Source organism: Agromyces tardus, from assembly GCF_003710805.1.
Lineage (GTDB): Bacteria > Actinomycetota > Actinomycetes > Actinomycetales > Microbacteriaceae > Agromyces > Agromyces tardus.
Window position 1 is genome coordinate 23,310 of the sequence record NZ_RHHB01000009.1, and the last position, 25,160, is coordinate 48,469.

Here is a 25,160-nt window from a genome sequence, read left to right on the forward strand (position 1 = left end):
CGTCTGACTACGCTGGGGCACATGGTCGCATCGCGGAAGATCTTCGGCATCGTGCTCGCTGGTGGAGAGGGCAAGCGCCTCATGCCCCTCACGGAGGACCGCGCCAAGCCCGCGGTGCCCTTCGGCGGCCAGTACCGTCTGATCGACTTCGCGTTGTCCAACCTCCTGAATTCCGGCCTGCGCCAGATCGTGGTGCTCACGCAGTACAAGTCCCACAGCCTCGACCGCCACGTGTCCCAGACCTGGCGCATGAACGGGCTCCTCAACTCCTACGTGGCATCGGTGCCGGCGCAGCAGCGCCTCGGCAAGCGGTGGTTCTCGGGATCGGCCGACGCGATCCTGCAGAGCCTCAACCTCATCTACGACGAGCAGCCCGACATCATCGTCGTGGTGGGCGCCGACCACGTGTACCGCATGGACTTCAGCCAGATGATCGAGGCGCACATCGCGTCCGGCCGCGAGGCGACGGTCGCCGCGATCCGCCAGCCGATCTCGCTCGCCGACCAGTTCGGCGTGATCGAGGTCGACCCGACGGCGCCCGACCACATCCACCGCTTCCTCGAGAAGCCGAAGGAGCCCGTGGGGCTGCCGGACTCCCCCGGCGAGGTGCTCGCCTCGATGGGCAACTACGTCTTCAACGCCGACGCACTCATCGACGCGGTCCTCCGCGACGGTGAGCGCACCGACTCGAGCCACGACATGGGCGGGGACATCATCCCCGCCTTCGTCGCGCAGGGCACCGCGGGCGTCTACGACCTGAAGCGCAACGACGTGCCGGGCTCGACCGACCGCGACCGGTACTACTGGCGCGACGTGGGAACGATCGACTCCTTCTTCGAGGCGCACCAGGACCTCATCTCGGTGCTGCCCGTCTTCAACCTGTACAACCGCGAGTGGCCCATCTTCAGCCAGCAGCTCAACTCGCCGCCCGCGAAGTTCACCCGGGACTCGCGCGGCTCGCTCGGCACCGTCATCGACTCGATCGTGTCGCTCGGATCCGTGATCTCGGGGGCGCACGTCGAGCGCAGCGTGCTCGGTCCGTGGGCGATCGTCGGCTCGGGCGCCAACGTGTCCGACTCGATCCTCTTCGACCGCGCCCGCATCGAGGCCGGGGCGACCGTGCGCCGGGCGATCCTCGACAAGGAGGTCGTCGTCGAGGAGGGCGCCCACATCGGACTCAGCCGCGAAGAAGACCTGGCCCGCGGCTTCGTGGTCACCGACAGCGGCATCACGGTGGTGGGCAAGGGCTCCCACGTCCGGGCCACCGCGTGAGTCTCGCCGCACCGGGCCGCGCGAGCGGCCCGCTCGTCGTGCTGGACGCCGACTCGACGCTCATCCGCGAGGAGGCGATCGAACTGCTCGCCGAGGCGGCGGGCAGCCTCGCGCACGTCGCGGAGGTCACCGAGCGCGCGATGCGCGGCGAGCTCGACTTCGCCGAGAGCTTGCGCGAGCGTGTCGCCACGCTCTCCGGGCTGGCGTTCGACGAGGTCGTCTCGGCCCGGTCGCGCCTGACTCCGACGCCCGGCGTGGAGGAGCTGATCGACGGCGTCCATGCCGCGGGTGGCGTGGTCGGCGTCGTGTCCGGCGGGTTCCACGAGCTGCTCGATCCGCTCGCCGAGCGCCTCGGGCTCGACTTCTGCCGCGCGAACAGGCTCGAGGTCGACGGCGGCCGGCTCACCGGTCGGGTGCTCGGCGACGTCGTCGACGCCGAGGCGAAGCGGCGCGCGCTCGAGGAGTGGGCCGCGGCATCCGGCGTGCCCCTCGAACGCACCGTCGCGGTGGGCGACGGCGCGAACGACCTGCGCATGCTCGATCGCGCTGCGCTCGGCGTCGCGTTCTGCGCGAAGCCGGTGGTGCGAGCCCGGGCGGATGTCGCGATCGACCGTGTCGACCTCAGCGGGGTGCTGGCGCTGCTCGGCCTTCGCGGCTAGCGTGCCGCAGCGGCATCCGGCGACCGACGCCCGAGCGCAGCGCGCGAGCTCGGTGAGCCGTCCTCAGTCAGCCCCGCTCAGTGCCCCATGCCGAGGCCGCCGTCGACGGGGATGACGGCGCCGGAGATGTAGCCCGCGTCGTCGCCGGCGAGCCAGGCGACGACCTTCGCGACCTCGTCGGGCGTCGCGAAGCGGCCCGCGGGAATGCTCTTCTTGTACTCGGCCTGCTGCGCCTCGGGGAGCTCGTCGGTCATGTCGGTCTCGATGAAGCCCGGCGCGACGACGTTCGCGGTGATGTTGCGGGAGCCGAGCTCGCGGGTGATCGAGCGCGCCATGCCCACGAGGGCGGCCTTGGACGCCGAGTAGTTGACCTGGCCGGCGCCGCCGTAGAGGCCGACGACGCTCGAGATGAGCACGATGCGGCCGAAGCGCGCCTTGAGCATGCCCTTCGACGCGCGCTTCACGACGCGGAACGCGCCCGTGAGGTTCGTGTCGATGACGCTCGTGAACTCGTCCTCGCTCATGCGCATGAGGAGCGTGTCGCGGGTGATGCCGGCGTTCGCGACGACCACCTCGACGGGACCGAGCGCGGCCTCGACCTCGGTGAACGCGCGATCGATCGACTCGGCGTCGGTCACGTCGGCGCGCACGGTGAGCGTGCCCTCGGGGCCCTCGCCCGAACGGGCGGTCACGGCGACGCGGTGTCCCTGTGCGACGAACTCGCGGGCGATGGCGTAGCCGATCCCGCGGTTCCCTCCGGTCACCAGCACGGTGCGGCTCGTGGTCATCGCGGGACTCCGTCTCTCTGAGGCTGCGGGGGTCGGGGGCCGTGGGGCCCGTCCCAGCATAGAGGTTGCCGAGTGCGGGGCATCCGGACGCCCGATGCGACGTAGGCTTGACAGTGAGGAGCGCCGACAGGCCCCGGCGACCATGATGAGATCCCAACAGCAGTCGATCACCTCGCTGCCGCCCTCGCCCGAGGCGGAACGCCGGTCGCGCATGATCAAGTACACGATCATGATGTCGATCCGCGTCGTGTGCATCTTCTGCCTGCTCTTCGCGAAGGGCTGGTGGCTCGCGTTCTTCGCGATCGGCGCGATCGTGCTCCCCTACTTCGCCGTCGTCATCGCGAACGTCGGCTCGGCCCGCCGCAACGTCGAGGTGAGCCGTCCCGGCGGCGTCGTGCAGGTGCTGCCGCACCCGACCACCGACGGCGCCGAGAGCGACGCCGAGCCCGAGGCGCGCCCCGAGGGGGACGCGGCGTGATCGGCTCGCTCGGCGCCGCCCCCGCGGGCGGCTGCTCCCGTGCGGGATGCCGCGAGGAGGCGACCTGGCGCATCGACTGGCGCAACCCGCGCATCCACACGGGCGACCGGTTCAAGACCTGGCTCGCGTGCGACGAGCACGTCGAGTACCTGCGGGGCTTCCTCGAGTCGCGGTCCTTCCCCGTGAGCGTCGCGCCGTTCGCGGCGGAAGGCGCGGCAGAAGCTGCGGCGGCGGATGCGGCGGCCGCACCGGCGGGCGAGGAGACCGGCGCGTGAGCGAGTGGCGCTTCCTGCTGACGCCGCGCTGGGGCGGCTACCTCGCCCTCGTGATCGTCTTCGCGATCGCGTGCAGCGCGCTCGGCACCTGGCAGCTCAACCGGCGCGCGGAGGCGCTCGCCGAGGTCGCCCGCATCGACGCGAACTACGACGCCGATCCCGTCCCGGTGCAGGAGGCGCTGCCCGACCCGGCCGCCTTCGACATCGAGCAGCGCTGGCAGGTCGTGGCGCTCTCGGGCGCGTACCTCGCCGACGAGGAGGTCGTGGTGCGCAACCGGCCCTTCGAGGGCAGCAGCGGCTTCGAGGTGATCACGCCGTTCCGCCTCGACGACGGCACCGTGTTCATGGTCGACCGCGGCTGGATCGCCCAGGGCTCCGACGGGCGCCCGAGCGACGTGCCCGCGCCGCCCGCAGGCGAGGTGCAGGTCAGCGCCCGGCTCAAGGCCGGCGAGGGCCGCATCGCGGGCCGCACCTCGACGGGCGACGAGTTCGCGACGATCGACCTCGAGGAGCTCGCCGCCCGCGTCGGCGAACCCAGCTACACGGGCGCCTACGGCGTCCTGGTACAGAGCGGGGCGGATGCCACGCAGCCGCCGCTCGCGGCCGCGCGGCCCGAGCGCGACGAGGGCCCGCACCTCTCCTATGCGCTGCAGTGGTTCGTGTTCGCCCTGATGGCGTTCGTCGGACTCGGCTGGGCGGCGAACCAGGAGCGCAAGGCGCTCGCCCTCACGGCCGCCGAGGAGCGCGGCGAGGCACCGGTGTCCGCACCGGCGCCGCGCAGGCCGAGGCGTGAGCGGGCCGACGCCGACGTCGAGGACGAGATCCTCGATCGGCGCTAGGCCGAACCGCCGGTCGATCCATCGACCTCCTCGTCACCGCCGATCTCCCCGGGTGAACACGTCCGATTGCCGTCAGCCACAAGCGCGGCGCCGATTCAACCGACGCGCGTCGTGGGATCGCGACAGAACCGGGCAGGCACCCGGGTGCCGCGGTCTACAGTCCGAACATGACTGAATTCCGTCCGCCCGTCGCCGACCTCGCGTACGCGCTCAAGCATGTCGTGGGCTACGACCAGGTCGCCGAGCTTCCGGGCTTCGAGCACGCCGACTTCGACACCGTCACCGAGATCCTCGAGGAGGTCGGCGGCTTCATGGCCGAGGTCGTCGCCCCCACCAACCGCGCCGGCGACGTCGAGGGCGCCCGTCTCAACGCCGATGGCACGGTGACCACGCCCACGGGTTTCAAGGAGGCCTACTCCGCCTACGTCGACGCGGGCTGGGGTTCGGTGCCCCTGCCCGAGGAGTTCGGCGGCGGCGGGTTCCCCCGGACGATCGGCCTCGCCATCCAGGAGCTGACGACCACCGCGAACATGGCGTTCGCGCTCGCGCCGCTGCTCACCCAGGGCGCGATCGAGGCGCTGCTGCACTACGGCAGCGACGAGCAGAAGCAGGCCTGGCTGCCGAAGATGGTCAGCGGCGAGTGGGCCGGCACCATGAACCTCACCGAGCCGCACGCGGGCTCCGACGTGGGGGCGCTCACCACCAAGGCCGTGAAGCGCGCCGACGGCACCTACGGCATCACCGGCCAGAAGATCTACATCACCTTCGGCGACCACGATCTCAGCGAGCAGATCGTGCACCTCGTGCTCGCCCGCACGCCCGACGCGCCCGCCGGAACCAAGGGGATCTCGATCTTCATCGTGCCGAAGTTCCTCGTGAACGACGACGGCTCCCTCGGCGAGCGCAACGGCGTGCACACGCTCGGCGTCGAGCACAAGATGGGCATCCACGGGTCGCCCACGTGCGTGCTGTCGTACGAGGACGCCACCGGCTACCTCGTCGGCGACGAGAACCTCGGCATGCGCATCATGTTCGTCATGATGAACAGCGCCCGCCTGTCGGTGGGCATGCAGGGCCTCGCCGTGGCAGAGCGCGCGTATCAGCAGTCGCTCGAATTCGCGAAGGAGCGCATCCAGGGCCGAGCGATCGGCGCCACGCAGGACTCCCCCATCATCGACTTCCCCGACGTGCGCCGCATGCTCGTGACGCAGAAGGCGTACATCGCCGCGCTCCGGCGCATGATGCTCCTGAACGCCGTGCACGTCGACCTCTCCACCCACCACCCGGATGCCGCGGCCCGCGCCCGCGCCGACGAAATCGCCGGCCTGCTCACCCCCATCTGCAAGTCGTTCGGCACCGACCTCGGCAACGAGCTCACCTCGCTCGCGCTGCAGGTCCATGGCGGCATGGGCTTCATCGAGGAGACCGGCGCCGCCCAGCACTACCGCGACGTGCGCATCGCCGCGATCTACGAGGGCACCAACGGCATCCAGGCCGCCGACCTCGTCGGCCGCAAGCTCGGGGTGCGGGGCGGCGCCTCGTTCCTCGAGTTCATCGCCTCGATGCGCGAGCTCGACGGCGAGCTGGCGGGTGCCGGCGACGACTTCGCGTCGATCCGTGCGCAGCTGAGCGCGGGTCTCGATGTGCTCGAGCAGACGACCCGGTGGATGCTGCGCATCGGCGCCGCCGATCCGAACTCGGCGCTCGCGGGCTCCAGCCCCTACCTCCGCATCTGGGGGCTCGTGGTCGGCGGCTGGCTGCTCGCGAAGTCCGCGCTCGCCGCTCGCGACCTCGATGGCGACAGCGTCGCGGCCGCGCAATTGCCGCTGGCCCGCTTCTACGCCGAGCAACTGCTGCCGGCGGCATCCGGACTCGTCGGCGCGGCCACCGCCGGGTCGCGCGACCTGTTCGCGCTCGATGCCGATGCGCTCGGCGACGTGGTGCGGCGCACCGCCCGCGTCTGACGCCTCGCCTCGCGACACCGCCCCGAACGCGGATCACCCGCGCGCGTACTACGCCAGCTCGATGAGCTCCTGGTACTCGCGGCTCCAGTGATCCTCCGTGCCGTCGGGCATGATGAGCACTCGCTCGGGGTTGAGGGCCTCGACGGCGCCGGGGTCGTGCGAGACGAGCACGACCGAGCCCTCGTAATGCGCGAGGGCATCGAGGATCTCGGCGCGGCTCGCGGGGTCGAGGTTGTTCGTGGGCTCGTCGAGGAGCAGCACGTTCGCGCCCGACACGACGATCATCGCGAGCGCGAGTCGCGTCTTCTCGCCGCCGGAGAGCACGCCGGCCGGCTTGTGCACGTCGTCGCCCGTGAACAGGAACGAGCCGAGCACCTTGCGCGCCTCGGTCTCGGTGAGGTTCGGTGATGCGCTCACCATGTTCTGCAGCACGCTGCGCTTCACGTCGAGCGTCTCGTGCTCCTGCGCGTAGTAGCCGACGCGCAGTCCGTGCCCGGGCTCGATGACGCCCGTGTCGGGCTCGTCGACACCCGCGAGGATGCGCAGCAGCGTGGTCTTGCCGGCGCCGTTGAGGCCGATGATGACGACCTTCGAGCCGCGATCGATCGCGAGGTCGACGGCGGTGAAGATCTCGAGCGAGCCGTAGCTCTTCGAGAGGTCGCTCGCGGTGAGCGGCGTACGGCCGCAGGGTGCGGGCGTCGGGAAGCGGAGCTTCGCCACGCGGTCGACGGAGCGCACCTCCTCGAGGCCCGCGAGGAGCTTCTCGGCGCGGGCGACCATCTGGTGGGCCGCCGCGGCCTTCGACGCCTTCGCCCCGAACTTCGCAGCCTGCATCTGCAGGACGCCGGCCTTCTTCTCGGCGTTGGCGCGCTCCTTCTTGCGGCGCTCCTCGTCGGCGGCGCGCTGGCGCAGGTAGTGCTTCCAGCCCATGTTGTAGATGTCGATGACCGAGCGGTTCGCGTCGAGGTAGAACACGCGGTTCACGACCTCGCCGACGAGCTCCACGTCGTGGCTGATGACGATGACGCCGCCCTTGTAGCCCTTGAGGAACTCGCGGAGCCAGACGACCGAGTCGGCGTCGAGGTGGTTCGTGGGCTCGTCGAGGATCATCGTCTCGGCGTCGGAGAAGAGGATGCGCGCGAGCTCGATGCGCCGGCGCTGGCCGCCCGAGAGGGTCTTCAGCGGCTGGTCGAGGATGCGGTCGGGCAGGTTGAGGTTCGACGCGATCGACGCGGCCTCCGCCTCGGCGGCGTACCCGCCGAGCGCGGTGAAGCGGTCGGTGAGGTTGCCGTACTTCTTCATCGCGCGTTCGGCGACCGCGGGGTCGTCGCTGCCCATCTGCATGGATGCCTCGTGCATGCCGAGCACGAGCGAGCCCAGGCCGCGCGCGTCGAGGATGCGGGTGCGCGCGAGCATCTCGGGGTCGCCGGAGCGCGGGTCCTGCGGCAGGTAGCCGATCTCGCCCGAGCGGTCGATGCGTCCGCCGGTGGGCAGCGTCTCGCCCGCGAGGGTCTTCGTGAGGGTCGTCTTGCCGGCGCCGTTGCGGCCGACGAGCCCCACCTTGTCGCCAGCCGAGACGCGGAAGTCCACGTGCTCCATGAGCACGCGCGCGCCGATGCGGATCTCGAGATCATGGACGGCGAGCACGGGAATCCTCCGGGCGGATGGGGGTGGTGGGGATCGTGCCGACGTGGCACAGCCTCCCAGTCTACCGGGGTGGCGAGTGCGGCACGGCCGTGTCGGCGGTCGGGGCCAGAATCGGGACATGGCCACCGCCTCCTCCGCCGCCCTGCGCGCCGCGCGGCTCTCGTCGCACGGCTTGCGCGAGCCGGTCGGGTCGGCGGCATCCGTCGTCGAACGGCTCATGGCCGTGCAGGCGCAAGACCTCGCGGCGGCCAAGTGGGCGGTCGGCAGTCGGGTGCCGGGGTCCACCGTGGCCGACATCGACGCCATGCTCGAGCAGCGGCAGGTGGTGCGTTCATGGCCCGTGCGCGGCACGCTGCACCTCGTGCCCGCGCGGATGCTGCGACCGATCCTCGCGCTCACCGGCGCGCGTGAACTCGGCCGAGCCGCCCTGCGGCACCGTCGCCTCGAGCTCGGAGCCGAGGAGTACCGCATCGCGCGCGACACGGCCGAGCGCCTGCTCGCGGGCGGCGGGTCCGCGAGTCGCGAGCAGCTCCTGGCCGCCTGGGACGCGGCCGGCTGCGAGACCGCAGGCCAGCGCGGCTATCACCTCATCTGGTGGCTCGCGCTCGACGGGGTGCTCGCGTGCGGACCCGTCGAGGGGCGCACGCAGCGATTCGTGCTGCTCGACGAGTGGGCGCCCGCGGCATCCGATGCCCCAATCGGTCGCGAGGCGACGCTCGGCGAGCTCTTCGCGGGCTATGTCGCCGGTCACGGGCCCGTCACGCTCAGGGACTTCGCGTGGTGGACGGGCCTCACCCTCGGTGATGCGAAGGCCGCACTCGCCGCCGCCGGCGACCGGGTCGAGCGGTTCCCGGGCGACGACGCCGAGCGGTTCGCAGCGCCCGGCGCGGCGGATGCCGCGCGGCACCGCCCGTCGGGCGCGCTCGCGCTCGCCGCCTTCGACGAGTACTTCCTCGGCTACGCCGATCGTTCGGCCGTCTGCGACCCGCGCCACCACGATCGTGTGATCCCCGGCGGCAACGGCGTGTTCCAGCCGGTGCTCGTCGTCGACGGGCGGGTGATCGGCACATGGCGCCGCGCCGGACGTGCGGACCGGCCGCGTGTCGAGCTCGAGGTCTTCGAGGCGGCATCCGATGCGCTGATCCGTCGTCTCACGCGCCCGCTCACCGCCTGGGCCCGGTTCCACGGCGCGCAGCTCGAGGGGGTCGAGCGACGGGCGTGAGCGCAGCGGCATCCGTCGCTCGACATGGAAGCGGGGCGGGCCGGCGATGCCGACCCGCCCCGGGGTTGCCGAGTGCTCGGTGCGTACTGCTCGAGCGCGGGCTTACTGCTCGAGCGCGGCCTGCAGCTCGAGGGTGATGGTGACCTGCTCGCCGAGGAGCACGCCGCCGGTCTCGAGCGCGGCGTTGTAGGTGAGGCCGAAGTCCTCGCGGTTGATGACCGTCTTCGCCGTGGCGCCGCCCTTGTAGTTGCCGTAGGGGTCGCCGCCGAAGCCGCCGAAGTCGAAGTCGAAGGTGACGGGCTTGGTGACGCCGCGCAGGGTCAGCTCGCCGTCGACCTTGTACTCGCCCTTCTCGACGCGGACGCCCGTCGACACGAAGTCGATCGTCGGGTAGGTCTCAGCCGCGAAGAAGTCGCCGGTGCGCAGGTGCGCGTCGCGGTTGGGCTCGTTGGTGGTGATCGATGCGACCTCAGCCGAGGCGGTCACGGTCGACTCGAGGGGGTTCTCGGCGGTCACGAAGGTGGCGTCGAAGCGCTCGAACTTGCCCTTCACCTTGCTGATCATGAGGTGGCGGATGCTGAAGGAGACCTCGCTGTGGGCGGTGTCGATCTTCCAGGTTCCAGCGCGGTAGCCGGGGATCTCGGTCGTCGTGGCGGTGCTCGTCATAGGGATGTACTCCGATTTCGTACGTTGCAGGGCGGCCGTGCGGCCACACGTATGCAAACGCATGAGAACGAGATCTATTCCCCGTGATCGAGGAATATCTGGCGACGGAGTTCGAGGACCCTCGACGCGGCGTCGTCGAGACGCTCCTCGGGGATCCGCCCGCTGCGCACCGCGTCGGCGATCGAGCCGGCCAGCCCGTCGACGCTGATGCCGAACTCCGAGGGATCCGCGGGCAGCACGTAGAGCAGCAGGTCGGAACCCGCGGCGACCGCACGGACCGCGTTCTCGCCGGGATCGGCGTACTCGGGCAGCTCGTTGTGCTGCAGCATGAGCATGTCGTCGGTGACGATGACCCCGTCGAAGCCGAGCTCCTCGCGCAGGATCCGGTGCCACTCGGGTGAGAGCGACGCCGGCGCGGCATCGACCGCCGGGTACGCGAGGTGCCCCGTCATCACGAGGTCGGCGCCGGCGTCGATCGCCGCGGCGAACGGCGGCTCGGCCGTGGTGCGCCATTCGTCCATGCTGAGGGGAGCACTCGGCACCGAACGGTGCGAGTCGCCCGGCGCCGCGCCGTGTCCCGGGAAGTGCTTCACCGTGCTCGCGACTCGGCCCTGCTCCCCTGCGACCGCGGCGGCCACCCGGTCGGCCGCGGACTTCGCGTCCCCGCCGAGCACGCGGTCGAAGATGAACGAATCGGGATCGGCCGTGACATCCGCCACGATGCCGAAGTTCACGTTGACGCCGGATGCCGCGAGCACGTCGCCCCGCGCCGCGAAGGCGTCGTGCGCTGCTGCGGGCGGGGCGGCACGCAGCGCCTCGGGGCCTGCCGCCGTGTCCCAGTCGAGGCGCTGCACGATGCCGCCCTCCTCGTCGATCCCGATGAGGGTCGCCGCCTCGTCGTCGACCTGCAGTGCTCCCGTCAGCGCGCCCAGCTCCTCGGGACCGGCGGGGATGTTGTCGCCCATGAGGATGACGCCGGCGATGCCCCGGTCGACGAGCGCACGCAGCGGGGCGGCATCCGTGCCGGGTGCGTGCAGCATGAGCAGCGACGCGGCCTTCTGCTCGAGCGTCATGCCCGAGAGTCGCTCGTCGACCCATGCCGCCGTGTCGAGTGCCGGGGTCGCGGGGGTCGACACCTCGGCCGACCGCGTCGGCGCCGGCACTCCCGGGGCAGCCGCGGCGCACCCGGTGAGCCCGATCAGCCCGGCCACCATCGCCACCGGCAGTGCCGCCGCTCGCTTCACACGCATTCGAACGACTCTACGCTGCGTGTCCGAACGATCGCCGAGTGCCGCCGTGGTTAGAATCGCGGGGCTTGGAGGAGGTGGTCGTGCGAGTCGGGCGGCATCGGACCCTCTGGGCGGTCATCGTGTTGTCCGTGGCGCTGCTGAGCCCGGCGAGTCCCGCCGGCGCAGCCGAGTACCCGAGCTGGGACGAGGTCGAGGCGGCGAAGGCCGATGCGGCATCCCGCGCTGCCGAGGCGGACCGCGTCGCCGGATTCGTGGACCAGCTCGAGGCCGAGGCCGGACGCCTCGGCGACGTGGCCGTCGAGGCCGCCGCGGCATCCGCCACCGCCGAGGCGGCACGCGTCGACGCCGCCGCCCGTGCCGACACGCTGCGCCGCGCCGCCGACGCAGCCGCCGCGAAGGCGGACGCGTCGGCCGCGCGGTTCGGACGGGTCGGCGCGCTGCTGGCCCGGTCGAGCGGCACCGACGTGACGCTGCGGCTCCTCTTCGACGACGGCCCGAGCGACCTGCTCGCCGGACTCTCGCGGGCCGCGCAGCTCGCCGACGTCACGGCCGGCGTCGCCGAGCGGGCGAAGGCCGATCGAGCCGACGCCGAAGCGCTCAGCGCGCAGGCCGACATCGCCGAGGCCGAGCGCACGCGTCTCGCCGCGGAGGCCGCGGCCGCCGCCGAGGCCGCGCGCGCCGCACACGAAGCCGCCGAGGCACGCGTCGCCGCGCAGCAGGCGACACTGCAGACCCTCTACGCGCAGCTCGCGAGCCTGCGCGAGCGATCCGTGGAGCTCGAGCGGCGGTTCCGCATCGGCGAGCAGGCCGCCCGCGAGCAGGCGGCTCGCGCGGCGGCGGCAGCCGCAGCCGCGGCTGCCTCGGGAGGCGGCGGCGGAGGAGGCGATGCGGGCGCCCCACCGCCCGGGGTGATCGTCGACCCCGCCGCGGCGAAGGCCTATGCCGCATCGGTGATCGGCGCGTACGGCTGGGGCCAGGGCGACTACAACTGCCTCGTCCTGCTCTGGAATCGCGAGTCGGGGTGGCGTGCCGACGCGTACAACGCGTCGAGCGGCGCGTACGGGATCCCGCAGTCGCTGCCGGGCAGCAAGATGGCCGCCGCCGGCGCCGACTGGCGCACGAACGCCGCGACGCAGATCGACTGGGGCCTGTCGTACATCTCGGCCCGCTACGGCGCCCCGTGCGGCGCCTGGGCGCACTCGGAGGCGGTCAACTGGTATTGATGAGGTGATGACCGATCCGTCCGAGCGGCAGCTCTTCCGGCGGCACGCAGCCGAGGGCGTGCTGCTCGTCGGCGGCGGGGCCGCGATCCTGCTGCAGCTGGCCGATCCGCGCGTCGCCGCGGGGGTGGCGCGGCACAGCGGGTTCCGGGAGCGACCGCTCGACCGGTTGCTCGGCACCCTCGACTACCTCACGGCCCTCGCGTTCGGCGACGAGGCCGACCGGCGGCGTCTCGTGCGCACGGTCAACGCGCGCCACGCCCCCGTGCGGGGCGCGGCCGCGGGCGGCGAGGCATCCGCCGGGTACTCGGCATTCGACGCCGACGCGCAGCGGTGGGTCGCATCGACCCTGCTCGCGGTCGCCCTCGACCTGCACGAGCGCACGTGGGGCCCGCTCGACGCGGCGACCGCCGACGCCATCGTGCGCGGGTATGCGCCGCTCGGGGGTCGCCTGCAGGGCACCCGGGCGGGCTGGCCGGCGACGCGGGCCGAGTTCGACGCCTGGTGGGCCGAGCGGATGCCGCGGCTCGCCGTCGGCGACGACGCGCGCTCCGTGGCGCACGGCCTCCTCGACGGGCACGCCCTGCCCGTGCCCCTCCGGATGCCTCTGCCGGCCGTGCGTCTCGTGACCGCCGCACTCCTGCCGCCCGCGATCCGCGACGCCTACGGATTCCGCTGGACGCCCCGCGCGGAGCGGGTCGCCGGCGCGTGGCTCGGCGCGATCACGGGAGCCTGGCCGTACCTTCCCCGGCCGCTCCGTCACGCGGCGAAACAGGCATCGCTCCGGCGGGTGCGACGCGGTACCCGGTACGCTGGCAGTGACCTGCGAGGACGAGGATGACCCAGCAACCAGCGCACCGTGGCGAGCCGCTCGACGCAATCGACCGGCGCATCGTCGCCGAGCTGAGCCGCGACGGACGACTGTCGGTGCGCACCCTCGCAGAGCGCGTGCACATCTCCCGCACTGCAGCGCACAACCGGGTGCTGAACCTGCAGCAGCGCGGGGTCATCACCGGCTTCGGCGCCCAGATCGACCGCAAGGCGATCGGCCTGAACATCTCGGCGCTCGTCGTCGTGCGCATCGGCGACGTCTCGTGGGAGTCGATCGCGGCGAAGCTCGCCACGCTCCCCTTCGTCGAGAAGGTGCAGGCCGTCTCGGGCGACATCGACATCATGCTCACGGTGAGCGCGCCCGACCACGAGCAGCTGAGCCAGGCGATCCTCCGCGACATCCACGACCTGCCGGGTGTCGTGTCGACGAGGTCGCACCTCATCCTCGCCGAGATCGACGGCCGACCGCCCGCGCAGACGCTGGACATCTGGCGCGACTGACGCCCCGGCGGGTGGACGCATGACCGCGATTCCGGCACGCGAGTGCCGACCGTTCACCATTCCCGCGTACCCCGAGCGAGGGGCCCCAGACTGGCGCACCATGGCTCCATGAGCCTCAATGTCGAGCATCACGCGACCCGAACCCTCCCGTCCGAGAAGCCCCTCCGACTCCTCGACAACGCCGGCCATGCCGTCGACGGATCGGAGACGGGCGGGTTCTCGTTGCCGCCCGTCGAGCGGCTCCTCGAGCTCTACCGCCGCATGGTGGTCGCCCGTCGCTTCGACGTGCAGGTCACCGCCCTCACCAAGCAGGGGCGCCTCGCCACCTACCCGTCGGCGTACGGCCAGGAGGCATGCGAGATCGGCGTCATCTCGGCGATCACGGCCGACGACTGGTTCTTCCCCACCTATCGCGACAGCATCGCGCTGCTGACCCGCGGCATCGCCCCCGGCGAGATCCTCACGTCCTTCCGCGGCGACTGGCACAACGGCTACGACCAGCACCGGTACCGCACCACGGCGCAGGCGACGCCGCTCGCCACCCAGGCCCTCCACGCGGTCGGCCTCGCGCACGCCGCACGGCTGCGGCGCGATCCGATCGTCGCGCTCACCTTCCTCGGCGACGGCGCCACGAGCGAGGGCGACGCGCACGAGGCGTTCAACTTCGCCGCCGTCTGGCAGACGCCCACGGTCTTCCTCGTGCAGAACAACCAGTTCGCCATCAGCACCCCGGTCGCGCGGCAGACCCACGCGGCGACGCTCGCCGACAAGGCCGTGGGCTACGGCATGCCCGGCTACCACGTCGACGGCAACGACGTCGCGGCCATGTACGCCGTCGCGCACGCCGCCGTCGAGCGCGCACGTTCGGGCGGCGGCCCGACCCTCATCGAGGGCCTCACCTATCGCATCGAGTCGCACACCAACTCCGACGACCCCACCCGGTATCGCAAGGCCCGCGAGGTCGAGCACTGGAAGCGCCGCGACCCGATCGAACGACTCGAGAAGTACCTCGTCTCCGAGGGGGCGCTGTCCGACGCCACCCGCGCCGAGATCGCCGACGCCGCCGAGTCCCTCGCCCGCGAGACGCGCGAGGTCATGACGCGGGAGGCCGTGATCGACCCGCTCGAGCTCTTCGACCACGTCTACTCGCGGCCGCGCGCGGCACTGCTCGAGCAGCGCGCCGCCCTCGAGGCCGAGCTCGCCGGAGCCGCCCGATGACCACGACCCACACGGAACCCACCCCGGCGACGGATGCCGCGGCATCCGCCCCGCAGCCCCTGACGATGGCCGGGGCGCTCAACGCGGCGCTCCGCGACGAGATGGCCGCCGACGACCGCGTCGTGGTCTACGGCGAGGACGTCGGGCCGCTCGGCGGCGTGTTCCGGGTGACCGACGGCCTGCAGGCCGCGTTCGGCGACGAGCGCGTCTGGGACTCCCCGCTCGCCGAGTCGGGCATCGTGGGCACGGCGATCGGCATGGCGCTGTACGGCATGCGACCCGTGGTCGAGATGCAGTTCGACGCGTTCAGCTACCCCGCGTTCGAGCAGATCGTCTCGCATGTCGCCAAGATGCGGAACCGCACGAAGGGGCGGGTCGAGCTGCCGATCGTCATCCGCATCCCCTGCGCGGGCGCGATCGGCGGGGTGGAGCACCACTCCGACTCGTCGGAGGCGTACTGGGCCTCGACGCCGGGCCTCACGGTCGTCATGCCGTCGAGCCCGGCCGACGCCTATTCGATGCTGCGCGAGGCGATCCGCAGCGACGACCCGGTCGTCTTCATGGAACCGAAGAGCCGCTACTGGTCGAAGGCACCGCTGACGCTGCCCGTGCAGACCGCGCCCATGGATCGTGCCCAGGTCGTGCGCGAGGGCACCGACGTGACCCTGATCGGCTACGGTCCCACCGTGCGGACGGCCCTCGATGCGGCCTCCGCCGCCGAGGCCGAGGACCTCTCGATCGAGGTCATCGACCTGCGGAGCCTCTCTCCGTTCGACGACGAGACCGTGAGCGCCTCGGTGCGCAAGACGTCGCGCGCGGCCGTCATCCACGAGGCCGCGCAGTTCGGCGGCTACGGCGCCGAGGTCGCCGCCCGCATCACCGAGCGCAACTTCTTCCATCTCGCGGCGCCGGTGCTGCGCATCACGGGCTACGACATCCCCTACCCCTCGCCGAAGCTCGAGGAGCACTACCTGCCGACGCCCGACCGCGTGCTCGCCGCGATCGCCGGCTGGGAATGGGACCTCGCATGAGCCGCGCGTTCATCCTGCCCGACCTCGGCGAGGGCCTCACCGAGGCGGCCGTCGTCGCATGGCTCGTGGCCCCCGGCGACGAGGTCGCCATCGACCAGCCGGTCGTGGAGCTCGAGTCGGCGAAGTCCGTCGTGCAGCTGCCGACGCCCTTCGCGGGCGTGGTCGAGTCGCTCGGCGGCGAGATCGGCGACGTGCTGCACGCCGGCACGGTGCTCATGACGCTCGCCGACGGCGAGGCGGGCAGTGGTCCGGATGCGGCGGGCGATGCCGCTGCGGGCGGGTCCGTCGCGACCGGTGGGGCGGTGGCGGCGGATGCCGCGGCCTCCCCGATTCCCGACGCGGCACCGGAGTCGGGCGCGTTGCCGTCCGCCGAGACGGTTCCTGCGGCGGCGTCGGCCGCCACGGACGCCGCCCCGGCCGCACCCCCGGCCGCCGCCCACGGCGACGCCGACGCATCCGGAGCGGTGCTCATCGGGTACGGCACCCGACAGGTCGCGGCGTCGAAGCGCGACGCCGGCGCCCCCGCGCGCTTCGGCCGCGCACGCTCCGGGTCCCCAGCGGGCTCGCCCCCGCGACTCCAGGCGGGGCGGCACTCCCCCGTCGTGTCCCCTATCGTGCGGCGGATCGCCCGCGACCACGGCTTCGACGCGAGCGAGCTCCTGGGCTCTGGCCCCGACGGGCTCGTGGCACGCAGCGACGTCGAGGCGTTCATCCGGGAGCAGGAGGGCGCAGCGGCATCCGCGCCCGTCGACGCCCGCGTCGAGCCCGCCGCGCCCGTTGCCGCACCGGTTCGCAGCCCGTCTGCGGGAGAGCACCGGGTGCCGCTCAGCAGCACCGCCCGGGCCGCCGCCGCGCACTTCACGAGGTCGCGCCGGGAGATCCCCGAGGCGACGGTCTGGATGGACGTCGACGCGACCGAACTGCTCGCCGCACGCCGGCAGCTGCAGGAGGCGACCGGGGAGCGCTTCGGCGTCACCGCACTGGTCGCGCGATTCGTCGTGGCGGGCCTGGCGCGGCATCCGTCGCTCAACGCGACGTTCGACGCCGAGCGAGACGAACTCGTGCTGCACGACGCCGTGAACCTCGGGCTGGCTGCGCAGACCCCGCGCGGGCTGCTCGTGCCGGTGGTGCACGGCGCCGAGCGGATGTCGCTGCGCGAACTGCGCGACGCCGTCGCCCGGCGCACCGAGCAGGCGGCGTCGGGAGCGTTCCCGCCCGACGCGCTCGCGGGCGGCACGTTCACGTTCAACAACTACGGCACGCTCGGCGTCGACGGATCGGCGGCGATCATCAACCACCCCGAGGCCGCCATGCTCGGCATCGGCCGCCTCGTGGAGCGCCCCTGGGTCGTCGATGGCGCACTCGCGGTGCGCACGGTCACCGAACTGACGCTCTCGTTCGACCACCGGGTGTGCGACGGCGCCGAGGCCGCGGCGTTCCTCACGTTCGTCGCGCACTGCATCGAGCGCCCGATCTCGCTGCTCGCGGACCTCTAGCAGCGGTCGCCGGGCCGGCGCGATGCCGGCTCGGCGCCGCTTGGTTCGGGTCGCCGCGCTGCGTGGCGCGTCGTTCCTAGAAGAACTCGTCGGGCGTGCCCGCGGCGCGTTCCACGTCGCGCGTGCTGACGCCGGCCGCGGCGAGCTTCGCGACGGCCACCCGCAGGCCGGACTCCATCTGCGCCGCCCACGCGTCGGACTCCCGGGCGCTCGCCTCGGCGGTGCGGGCCCGCGCCTCTGCGGATTCGGCGGCACGCCGGGCGTCGCTCACCTGGCGGAGCGCGAGCGAGATGCCGTAGTACGCGGCCACGATCGTGGCGATCGGCGCGGCCACGACCGCGAGCGCGCTGACGCCGACCCCGGTCGGGCTGAACGCGATCACGAGCACGAAGGCGAGGAAGAGCACGATGAGCGCCACGAGCACCACGAGCATGAATCGGATGTCACGGCTCCACAGCGTGCGGCTCGCGGCGTCGGCAGACCTCACCTCGGCGGCCGTCGGTTCGGCGGGCACCGGCGGCTCCGGGGATCTCGGGGACGTCGGCATCACCATGGTGGTGTCGGCGCCGAGAACGGCGTCGGACTGGCGGGCGTGCGTGTCGCTCATCGGGGACTCCCCTGTGTTCGGATCGTCCCCCAATTGTGGGACGCGACGCCGGAGCGGTCAAGGAACCGCGCCGACGCGCGGGAACGCGAAAACCCCCGAGCTTCCGGAGAAACTCGGGGGCGATGGTGGATCTGAGGGGACTCGAACCCCTGACCCCCTGCATGCCATGCAGGTGCGCTACCAGCTGCGCCACAGACCCGTTCGGGAGTTGCTGCCCGCTCGGGGCAACTCATTCAGAGTACACCAGCATTCCGGTCGAAACGAAATCGAGGGAGCCTCAGGCGCCGGCCTCCCGGGCCGACTCGTCGCGCTCCAGGAGCGGCGCGACGGGGATGGCGGGACAGTCCAGCCAGAGCCGCTCGAGTCCGTAGTAGAGGCGCTCCTCACGGTGGAAGACGTGCACCACGAGGTCGCCGAAGTCGAGGAGCGCCCACCGTCCGGAGGTCTGCCCTTCGCGGCGCACGGCCTGCACGCCGGCGTCGCGCAGCGCATCGACGACGGCGTCGGCGATGGCGACCACGTTGCGCTCGGAATTGCCCGTGACGAGCAGGAACACGTCGGTGAACGGAAGCGGCCCCGACACGTCGAGCGCGACGAGATCCTCACCGCCCTTGGCGTCGGCGGCTCGCGCGGCGACGGCGAGCAACTCGTGTGCGTTCGCGGATGCGGTCATGCACTCAACTTCCGGATGATCGATGCCGGCATGGCCGGTCAGGAGAAGAGCCCGGTCAAGGCCCCGATGACGAGGGTGCCGACGACGCCGAGCGCGAGGATGCCCGCGGTGACCGCGAGCACGAGGGGCACGTTCATGCCCTCCTTCGTGGGCGGAGCGAGCATCGTGCGCGTCCCTCCCTGGGTGCTGATGGCGCTCGTCGCGGCGACCGGGGCGACGCCCGTGCCGGTCGAGTCCTCGACCTGCTCGAAGAGCCGGTCGATGTCGGTGGAGTCGATCTGGCTCGGGTGCACGCCGGTCGACCCGTAGCTGCGGGGCAGGTCGATGGACCCGGTCACCATGATCTCGCCGCTCTTCGCGAGCGGTGTGCCGCCGATCGAACCCTGGTCGGGCAGCGTCGGCAGGATGAGGGCATTGGTGGTCGTGGGGATGCCGCGCACGCCGCCGCCGCGGGAGAGGAGCTGGTCGAACGGCTCCGCGGGCTCCTCCGGAAGGTTCAGCTGCGAGGTCCAGTGACCGATGGGCTTCGGGGTCGCCACGAGGTCATCGAGCCCCGTGTCGACCGTCGAATGCGGCGCGGGCGTGCGGATGGGGGCCGGCAGCGACGGGGTGCGCTGCTGCGGCTGCGCGACCGGTGCGCCGTACGCCTCGGGAGCGTTGACGGATGCCGCGCTGCGGGGCTCGGGCATCGGCTCGTCGTCGAGGCCGAGTTCGTCGAAGCCGTCGCCGCTGTGGGCGTCGAGCATCGCGCGGAGCTCGCGTCGCGTGAGGGTGCGCTCGGGAGCCGAGGCCTGGGGAGCGGCCGGCGTCGCCGGCGCCGCCGGCGACGGTGCCGCCGCCGCCGACGACGATCGTGGTCGATCGACGGGCGGCGTGCCCGGGTAGGTGGTCGGCGCGCCGAACGGGTTGGGGCTCTGCTGCGGCGCGGGCGCCGGGCGCGGCGCCGGAGGGGGCGCTGCGGGCGCCGGTGCGGGAGCCTGCGCGGGCACGGCACCGTAGCCGGGTCCCGCGGGAACGGGCGTGGGGGCGGCCTGCGGATACGGGGCGGCAACGGGAGCCTGCGGCACCTGCGGCGTCGCGGGAGTCGCGGGTTCCGGCGTCGCCGGAGTGGCCTGCTGCTCGCGCAGGCGCTCCCGTTCGCGGGCCTCGCGCCGCGTGAGCGGCGGTTCCTGCGACGACGTCATTCGACACTCCGGTAGAGGTGGTGCTTGGAGATGTACTGGACGACCCCATCAGGCACCAAGTACCACACCGGGAATCCCCGGTGCACGCGGCTCCGGCAGTCGGTCGACGAGATCGCCAGAGCCGGAACCTCCAGCAAGCTTACGACGTGCTCCGGCAAACCCGAAACGGACAGCGCATGTCCCGGACGACTCACAGCCACGAAATGGGCGAGGTCCCAGAGCTCTTCGGGGTGCTTCCACGAGAGGATCTGGGCGATCGCGTCGGCCCCCGAGATGAAGAACAGGTCGCTGTCGGGGCGGTCGCGGCGGATGTCGCGCAGCGTGTCGATCGTGTAGGTGGGCTTGTCGCGGTCGATGTCGACCCGGCTCACCGTGAACCTGGGGTTCGACGCCGTCGCGATCACCGTCATGAGGTAGCGATGCTCGGCGGGAGTGACGGGACCCTTGTGGTACGGCGTGCCCGTGGGCACGAAGACGACCTCGTCGAGCTCGAACGACTGCGCGACCTCGCTCGCCGCGACCAGGTGGCCGTGGTGGATGGGGTCGAACGTGCCGCCCATCACGCCGATGCGTGGTCGGCGCTGCTCGCCCGTCATCAGCGGCTCAGGCCTCAGTGCCCGCCGTGCTGGTCTCCCCCGTGGCGAGCCGTGTAGGCCGCGGCCTTGGCGCGGTGGCGGTTGGCCACGTCACGGTAGGAGTAGGTGACCGCGCCGAGGGCGAAGAACACGATGAGTGCGATCACGCCGTACATGAACGTCGGAATCGGCAGCTCCCGCGCGAACTCGGTCTCGGTCATGAACGTGCTCGTCAGCACGGCGGTTGCAAGGCTCATTCGCCAATCCTCCAGGTCGCTCGGGTGCGGCTCGACACAGTCTATCGGGGTCAGGCGCGCACGTGCCCGGCGCCGCGCACGAGCCACTTCGTGCTCGTGAGCTGCGGCAGGCCCATCGGGCCGCGGGCGTGCAGCTTCTGCGTCGAGATGCCGACCTCGGCGCCGAAGCCGAACTCGGCGCCGTCGGTGAACCGCGTCGACGCGTTCACCATGACGGCCGCGGCATCCACCTCGTTCAGGAACCGCTCCGCGTTCCCGAGGTCGTTCGTGACGATCGACTCGGTGTGCTTCGTCGAGTACCGCCGGATGTGGTCGAGCGCGTCGTCGAGCGAGTCGACGACGCCGACCGAGATGTCGAGGCTCATGTGCTCGGTGGCCCAGTCCTCGTCGGTGACGGGCAGGGCGCTGGGGTGCAGCGCTCGCACGCGGTCGTCGGCGTGCACCGTGACTCCGGATGCCTCGAGGCGGGCGAGCACGGGCGGAAGCAGCCGCTCGGCGGCGTCGCGGTGCACGAGCAGCGTCTCGAGGGCGTTGCAGACGCTCGGGCGCTGCACCTTGGCGTTCTCGACGAGCTCGACGGCCCAGTCCTCGCGGGCGGACGCATCGAGGAACATGTGCACGACGCCGGCGCCGGTCTCGATGACGGGGACGGTGGCCTCGGTGACGACCGCTTGGATGAGCCGGGCGCTGCCGCGCGGGATGAGCACGTCGACGAAGTCGCGCGCCCGCATGAGGTGCTGTGCGCCCGCACGGCCGAAGTCGTCGACGGTCTGCACGGCGTCGGCCGGCAGGCCCACGCGGTCGAGGGCGTCGCGGAGCACCTGCACCAGCACGGCGTTCGTGCGCTCGGCGGCGCTGCCGCCGCGCAGCACCACGGCGTTGCCGCTCTTGAGCGCGAGCGCGGCGATGTCGATCGTGACGTTGGGGCGCGCCTCGTAGATGGCGCCGACCACGCCGAGGGGGACCCGCACCTGGTCGATCCGCACGCCGCTCGGGAGGGAACGGCCCGAGACGGTCTCGCCGACGGGGTCCGTGAGCGAGATCACGTCGACCACGGCGGAGGCGATCGCGCGGACCCGCGTCTCGTCGAGCTTCAGGCGGTCGAGGAGGCCGTCGCCGAGCTCGGCGGCGCGCCCGGCCTCGAGGTCGGCCGCGTTCGCCGTGACGACCTGTCCGATGCGCTCGACGAGCAGGTCGGCGATCGACTGCAGCGCGGCATCCTTCTCGGCGGTCGTCGCGCGGGCGAGCCGGTGGGAGGCCTCCTTCGCAGCGGCGAAGCGGGCGTCGAGGACGTCGGCGGGCTCAGCGTTCTGCATCCCACCAGCCTATTGCGCCGCAGCGGGGGCGACGCCCGTGTGACGGGCTCCCGACCGTGCGACGAACGCCGCGGCACGCGTCGTGCACGACTCAGGGCGCGGGTTCGAACCAGGTGCCGAGTTCGTCGCCGCGCAGCGCCTCGCGCACGAGCGCCGTCGCGGTGATGAGCACGCCGGCGCCGGATGCCGCGGCGATGCGTGCCGCCGACACCTTCGTCTCGGCTCCGCCCGTGCCGACGCCCTCGCGCCCGACCGAGCCGATCTGCACGCCCGCGAGCTCGTCGCCGTACGGGACGTGCGAGATGCGCTCGGCGCCCTCGAGGTGCGGCGGCTTCGTGTACAGCGCGTCGACGTCGGAGAGGAGCACGAGCAGCTCGGCGCCGACGAGCTCGGCGACGAGCGCCGCGAGCCGGTCGTTGTCGCCGAAGCGGATCTCATGGGTCGCCACCGTGTCGTTCTCGTTCACGATCGGCAGGATCCGCAGGCCCAGCAGTCGCTCCATGGCGCGCTGCGCGTTGACGCGCGGCGTCGTGTTCTCGAGGTCGCCCGCGGTGAGCAGCACCTGTCCGGCGACGATGCCGTAGCGGCGCAGCGACTCCTGGTAGCGGTAGATGAGGATGTTCTGCCCGACGGATGCCGCGGCCTGCTGCGTCGCGAGGTCGTCGGGCCGCTCCCCCAGGCGGAGGTAGGGCATGCCCGTGGCGATCGCGCCCGATGAGACGAGCACGACCTCCGCGCCGCGTTCGTGCGCCTCCGCGAGGGCGTCGACGAGCTTCTCGATCTGGCCGACGTGCTCGCCCGAGATCGACGACGAGCCGACCTTCACGACGATGCGGCGGGCGGAGCCGATGCCGTCGCGCGTGAGCCCTGTCACGACTGCTCCGACTCGTCCTCGGCCCAGATGCCCGCCTCCCGCTCGCGCTCGAGCTCGGCGCGGGCCTCGGCCTTGGCGTCCATGCGGTCGTGGTAGTCGCTGCGGCGCTCGGCGCGGGTCTGGCGACGGTTGTCGTCGAGGCGCAGGTCGGCGCCGCGGGGGGCCGTGATGAGCTCGGCGGTGGAGGTGAGCGTGGGCTCCCAGTCGAACACGACGCCCGAGCCCGGGCCGATCACGACGGTGGAACCGGCGACCGCGCCCGCGCGCACCAGTTCGTCTTCGACGCCGAGGCGGGCGAGGCGATCGGCGAGGTAGCCGACGGCCTCGTCGTTCGTGAAGTCGGTCTGCGCGACCCAACGCTCGGGCTTGCGGCCAAGGATGCGGTAGAGCGTGCCGTAGCTGCCGCCCTCGGGGCGCACGACGAAGTCGACCTCGTCGACGGCCTTGGGGCGCATCACGATGCGCTCGGGCGCCGGTGCCAGTGCCGCCTCGGCGCGCGCCCGGTCGACGAGCTCGCCGAGCGCGAAGCCGAGTTGGCGCAGGCCCTCGTGGCTCACCGTGGAGATCTCGAACACGCGGTAGCCGCGCGACTCGAGCTCGGGCCGCACGAAGTCGGCGAGATCGCGCGCCTCGGGCACGTCGATCTTGTTGAGGGCGATGAACTGCGGCCGCTCGAGGAGCGGCGTCTGGCCCTCGGGCACCGGGTAGGCGCCGAGCTCGGCGAGGATGACCTCGAGGTCGCTGAGCGGGTCGCGCCCGGGCTCGAGCGTGGCGCAGTCGATGACGTGCAGGAGCGCCGAGCAGCGCTCCACGTGCCGCAGGAACTCCAGGCCGAGGCCCTTGCCCTCGCTCGCACCCTCGATGAGGCCGGGCACGTCGGCGACGGTGAAGCGGTGGTCGCCCGCCTGCACGACGCCGAGGTTGGGATGCAGCGTCGTGAACGGGTAGTCGGCGATCTTCGGGCGCGCGGCCGAGAGTGCCGCGATGAGGCTCGACTTGCCGGCCGACGGGAAGCCGACGAGCGCCACATCCGCGATGCTCTTGAGCTCGAGGGTCACCTCGCCCTCGAACCCGGGCGTGCCGAGCAGGGCGAAGCCGGGCGCCTTGCGCTTGGTCGATGCGAGCGCCGCGTTGCCGAGGCCGCCCTGGCCGCCGGGCGCGACGACGAAGCGCATGCCGGGCTCGGCGAGGTCGACGAGCTCGGTGCCGTCGGGGTCCTTCACGACGGTGCCCACGGGCACGGGGAGCTCGACGTCCTCGCCCATGGCCCCGGAGCGGTTGTCGCCCATGCCGGGCTGGCCGTTCGGGGAGGTGCGGTGCGGGCGGCCGTGGTACTCGAGCAGGGTGGTGACCTGGGGGTCGGCGACGAGCACGATGTCGCCGCCGTTGCCGCCGTTGCCGCCGTCGGGACCCCCGAGGGGCTTGAACTTCTCCCGGCGCACCGAGACGCAGCCGTTGCCGCCGTGTCCGGCGCGCACGAACAGGCGCACCTCGTCAACGAAGCTGACCATGCCGCATCCCTCCTTCTTGCCCAAACACGTGAGGGCGGGCCGAAGCCCGCCCTCACGAAGTCGATCGGTCGACTACTCGCCGACCGCCACGATGTTGACGACCTTGCGGCCGCCCTTCTGGCCGAACTGCACTGCGCCGGCCTCGAGCGCGAAGAGGGTGTCGTCGCCACCGCGACCGACGCCCGCACCCGGGTGGAAGTGGGTGCCGCGCTGGCGGACGATGATCTCGCCCGCGCCGACGACCTGGCCGCCGAAGCGCTTCACGCCGAGGCGCTGCGCGTTCGAGTCACGACCGTTCCGAGTGGAGCTCGCTCCCTTTTTGTGTGCCATGTCTGTCTCTCCTTGCGGGCCGCTGCTACTTGATGCCGGTGATCTTGACGCGCGTGAGCTCCTGACGGTGGCCCTGGCGCTTCTTGTAGCCGGTCTTGTTCTTGAACTTCTGGATCACGATCTTGGGGCCGCGGAGATCGTTCAGGACCTCAGCCGTGACCGTGACCTTCGCGAGCGACTTGGCGTCGGAGGTGATCTTCTCGCCGTCGACGAGGAGGACCGGGATGAGCTGGACGTTGCCGTCCTTGTCAGCCTTGATGCGGTCCATCGTCACGATGGTGCCCACTTCGACCTTCTCCTGCCGACCGCCGGCGCGCACTACTGCGTAAACCACTACTCGTACCTATCTCTGGGGAACCCGGGGGCTCCATAGCTGTTGGCTGTCATTGCCTGATGGGATGTCACTGCGCGGGACCCCAGCGGGAAGGAGGGTCGTCACTGCCAGAAAACTGTGCGGGCACACCGGGATAAGCGGT

27 protein-coding genes and 1 tRNA gene are annotated in these 25,160 nt (G+C 72.1%); 13 read left to right on the forward strand and 15 right to left on the reverse strand.

Going from position 1 to position 25,160, the window contains the following annotated elements; translation table 11 throughout:
* Window positions 1–21 precede the first annotated feature (21 nt).
* A complete protein-coding gene (locus tag EDM22_RS07380) occupies window positions 22–1,272 on the forward strand; it encodes a glucose-1-phosphate adenylyltransferase (RefSeq protein WP_122936420.1) in 1,251 nt (416 codons plus the stop codon).
* On the forward strand, window positions 1,269–1,931 hold the full coding sequence (serB, locus tag EDM22_RS07385; protein WP_122936421.1) for a phosphoserine phosphatase SerB: 663 nt from the start codon (window positions 1,269–1,271) through the stop codon (window positions 1,929–1,931). The genes EDM22_RS07380 and serB overlap by 4 nt, the downstream gene beginning before the upstream one ends.
* A 77-nt stretch (window positions 1,932–2,008) precedes the next feature.
* On the opposite strand, the gene EDM22_RS07390 is transcribed toward serB, so the two are convergent.
* Window positions 2,009–2,719, reverse strand: a complete 711-nt coding sequence (locus EDM22_RS07390) for a beta-ketoacyl-ACP reductase (protein ID WP_122936422.1) — start codon at window positions 2,717–2,719, stop codon at window positions 2,009–2,011.
* 142 nt (window positions 2,720–2,861) lie between these two features.
* On the opposite strand from EDM22_RS07390, the gene EDM22_RS07395 reads away from it, so the two are divergent.
* From EDM22_RS07395 to EDM22_RS07410, 4 genes are all read left to right on the forward strand, one after another.
* Window positions 2,862–3,197 (forward strand): DUF3099 domain-containing protein, encoded by a 336-nt coding sequence (locus tag EDM22_RS07395; RefSeq protein WP_245989263.1) that lies wholly within the window; start codon window positions 2,862–2,864, stop codon window positions 3,195–3,197.
* Window positions 3,194–3,472, forward strand: coding sequence for a hypothetical protein (locus tag EDM22_RS07400; RefSeq protein ID WP_376917957.1), 279 nt, complete (start codon window positions 3,194–3,196; stop codon window positions 3,470–3,472). Before EDM22_RS07395 ends, EDM22_RS07400 begins: the two co-directional genes overlap by 4 nt.
* Window positions 3,469–4,311 (forward strand): SURF1 family cytochrome oxidase biogenesis protein, encoded by an 843-nt coding sequence (locus EDM22_RS07405; protein ID WP_122936423.1) that lies wholly within the window; start codon window positions 3,469–3,471, stop codon window positions 4,309–4,311. The genes EDM22_RS07400 and EDM22_RS07405 overlap by 4 nt, the downstream gene beginning before the upstream one ends.
* A 167-nt stretch (window positions 4,312–4,478) precedes the next feature.
* Window positions 4,479–6,275, forward strand: a complete 1,797-nt coding sequence (locus tag EDM22_RS07410; protein WP_122936424.1) for an acyl-CoA dehydrogenase family protein — start codon at window positions 4,479–4,481, stop codon at window positions 6,273–6,275.
* A 48-nt stretch (window positions 6,276–6,323) separates the two neighbouring features.
* On the opposite strand, the gene EDM22_RS07415 is transcribed toward EDM22_RS07410, so the two are convergent.
* On the reverse strand, window positions 6,324–7,922 hold the full coding sequence (locus EDM22_RS07415; protein WP_122936425.1) for an ABC-F family ATP-binding cassette domain-containing protein: 1,599 nt from the start codon (window positions 7,920–7,922) through the stop codon (window positions 6,324–6,326).
* Between the two features lie 118 nt (window positions 7,923–8,040).
* Here EDM22_RS07415 and EDM22_RS07420 point away from each other — a divergent pair, with 118 nt between their 5' ends.
* Window positions 8,041–9,144, forward strand: coding sequence for a winged helix DNA-binding domain-containing protein (locus tag EDM22_RS07420; RefSeq protein WP_170964050.1), 1,104 nt, complete (start codon window positions 8,041–8,043; stop codon window positions 9,142–9,144).
* Between the two features lie 102 nt (window positions 9,145–9,246).
* On the opposite strand, the gene EDM22_RS07425 is transcribed toward EDM22_RS07420, so the two are convergent.
* Complete coding sequence (locus EDM22_RS07425; protein ID WP_122936426.1) at window positions 9,247–9,810, reverse strand: YceI family protein; 564 nt, start codon at window positions 9,808–9,810, stop codon at window positions 9,247–9,249.
* 74 nt (window positions 9,811–9,884) lie between these two features.
* The gene (locus tag EDM22_RS07430; RefSeq protein WP_122936427.1) at window positions 9,885–11,060 is read right to left on the reverse strand and encodes a glycoside hydrolase family 3 N-terminal domain-containing protein; all 1,176 of its coding nucleotides are present in this window, start codon (window positions 11,058–11,060) and stop codon (window positions 9,885–9,887) included.
* A gap of 74 nt (window positions 11,061–11,134) precedes the next feature.
* Between EDM22_RS07430 and EDM22_RS07435 the strand changes: the two genes are divergently transcribed.
* From EDM22_RS07435 to EDM22_RS07460, 6 genes are all read left to right on the forward strand, one after another.
* The gene (locus EDM22_RS07435) at window positions 11,135–12,283 is read left to right on the forward strand and encodes an aggregation-promoting factor C-terminal-like domain-containing protein (protein ID WP_245989269.1); all 1,149 of its coding nucleotides are present in this window, start codon (window positions 11,135–11,137) and stop codon (window positions 12,281–12,283) included.
* 7 nt (window positions 12,284–12,290) lie between these two features.
* Window positions 12,291–13,121, forward strand: a complete 831-nt coding sequence (locus EDM22_RS07440) for an oxygenase MpaB family protein (protein WP_122936428.1) — start codon at window positions 12,291–12,293, stop codon at window positions 13,119–13,121.
* The gene (locus EDM22_RS07445; protein WP_122936429.1) at window positions 13,118–13,612 is read left to right on the forward strand and encodes an Lrp/AsnC family transcriptional regulator; all 495 of its coding nucleotides are present in this window, start codon (window positions 13,118–13,120) and stop codon (window positions 13,610–13,612) included. Before EDM22_RS07440 ends, EDM22_RS07445 begins: the two co-directional genes overlap by 4 nt.
* Before the next feature lie 108 nt (window positions 13,613–13,720).
* Window positions 13,721–14,830: a pyruvate dehydrogenase (acetyl-transferring) E1 component subunit alpha gene (pdhA, locus tag EDM22_RS07450; protein ID WP_122936430.1), complete on the forward strand. Its 1,110-nt coding sequence runs from the start codon at window positions 13,721–13,723 to the stop codon at window positions 14,828–14,830.
* A complete protein-coding gene (locus tag EDM22_RS07455) occupies window positions 14,827–15,861 on the forward strand; it encodes an alpha-ketoacid dehydrogenase subunit beta (protein WP_122936431.1) in 1,035 nt (344 codons plus the stop codon). Before pdhA ends, EDM22_RS07455 begins: the two co-directional genes overlap by 4 nt.
* Window positions 15,858–17,357: a dihydrolipoamide acetyltransferase family protein gene (locus EDM22_RS07460; RefSeq protein ID WP_122936432.1), complete on the forward strand. Its 1,500-nt coding sequence runs from the start codon at window positions 15,858–15,860 to the stop codon at window positions 17,355–17,357. Before EDM22_RS07455 ends, EDM22_RS07460 begins: the two co-directional genes overlap by 4 nt.
* Before the next feature lie 76 nt (window positions 17,358–17,433).
* Here the strand turns inward: EDM22_RS07460 and EDM22_RS07465 are convergent, their stop codons facing one another.
* From EDM22_RS07465 to rplU, 11 genes are all read right to left on the reverse strand, one after another.
* Window positions 17,434–17,964, reverse strand: coding sequence for a hypothetical protein (locus EDM22_RS07465; protein ID WP_122936433.1), 531 nt, complete (start codon window positions 17,962–17,964; stop codon window positions 17,434–17,436).
* 123 nt (window positions 17,965–18,087) lie between these two features.
* Window positions 18,088–18,163 (reverse strand) — tRNA-Ala (locus EDM22_RS07470).
* Window positions 18,164–18,241: 78 nt separating this feature from the next.
* On the reverse strand, window positions 18,242–18,637 hold the full coding sequence (rsfS, locus tag EDM22_RS07475; protein WP_122936434.1) for a ribosome silencing factor: 396 nt from the start codon (window positions 18,635–18,637) through the stop codon (window positions 18,242–18,244).
* A gap of 38 nt (window positions 18,638–18,675) precedes the next feature.
* The gene (locus tag EDM22_RS19480) at window positions 18,676–19,821 is read right to left on the reverse strand and encodes a hypothetical protein (protein ID WP_170964051.1); all 1,146 of its coding nucleotides are present in this window, start codon (window positions 19,819–19,821) and stop codon (window positions 18,676–18,678) included.
* Window positions 19,818–20,417 (reverse strand): nicotinate-nucleotide adenylyltransferase, encoded by a 600-nt coding sequence (nadD, locus tag EDM22_RS07485; protein WP_122936436.1) that lies wholly within the window; start codon window positions 20,415–20,417, stop codon window positions 19,818–19,820. Before nadD ends, EDM22_RS19480 begins: the two co-directional genes overlap by 4 nt.
* Window positions 20,418–20,431: 14 nt before the next feature.
* Window positions 20,432–20,653, reverse strand: a complete 222-nt coding sequence (locus tag EDM22_RS07490; RefSeq protein WP_122936437.1) for a hypothetical protein — start codon at window positions 20,651–20,653, stop codon at window positions 20,432–20,434.
* Between the two features lie 50 nt (window positions 20,654–20,703).
* Window positions 20,704–21,969: a glutamate-5-semialdehyde dehydrogenase gene (locus EDM22_RS07495; RefSeq protein ID WP_122936438.1), complete on the reverse strand. Its 1,266-nt coding sequence runs from the start codon at window positions 21,967–21,969 to the stop codon at window positions 20,704–20,706.
* A gap of 91 nt (window positions 21,970–22,060) precedes the next feature.
* Window positions 22,061–22,843, reverse strand: coding sequence for a glutamate 5-kinase (gene proB, locus EDM22_RS07500; protein WP_122936439.1), 783 nt, complete (start codon window positions 22,841–22,843; stop codon window positions 22,061–22,063).
* Window positions 22,840–24,354, reverse strand: a complete 1,515-nt coding sequence (gene obgE / locus EDM22_RS07505) for a GTPase ObgE (RefSeq protein ID WP_122936440.1) — start codon at window positions 24,352–24,354, stop codon at window positions 22,840–22,842. Before obgE ends, proB begins: the two co-directional genes overlap by 4 nt.
* 72 nt (window positions 24,355–24,426) lie before the next feature.
* Complete coding sequence (rpmA, locus tag EDM22_RS07510) at window positions 24,427–24,684, reverse strand: 50S ribosomal protein L27 (protein ID WP_122936441.1); 258 nt, start codon at window positions 24,682–24,684, stop codon at window positions 24,427–24,429.
* Between the two features lie 25 nt (window positions 24,685–24,709).
* Window positions 24,710–25,018, reverse strand: coding sequence for a 50S ribosomal protein L21 (gene rplU / locus EDM22_RS07515; RefSeq protein ID WP_122936442.1), 309 nt, complete (start codon window positions 25,016–25,018; stop codon window positions 24,710–24,712).
* Window positions 25,019–25,160 lie beyond the last annotated feature (142 nt).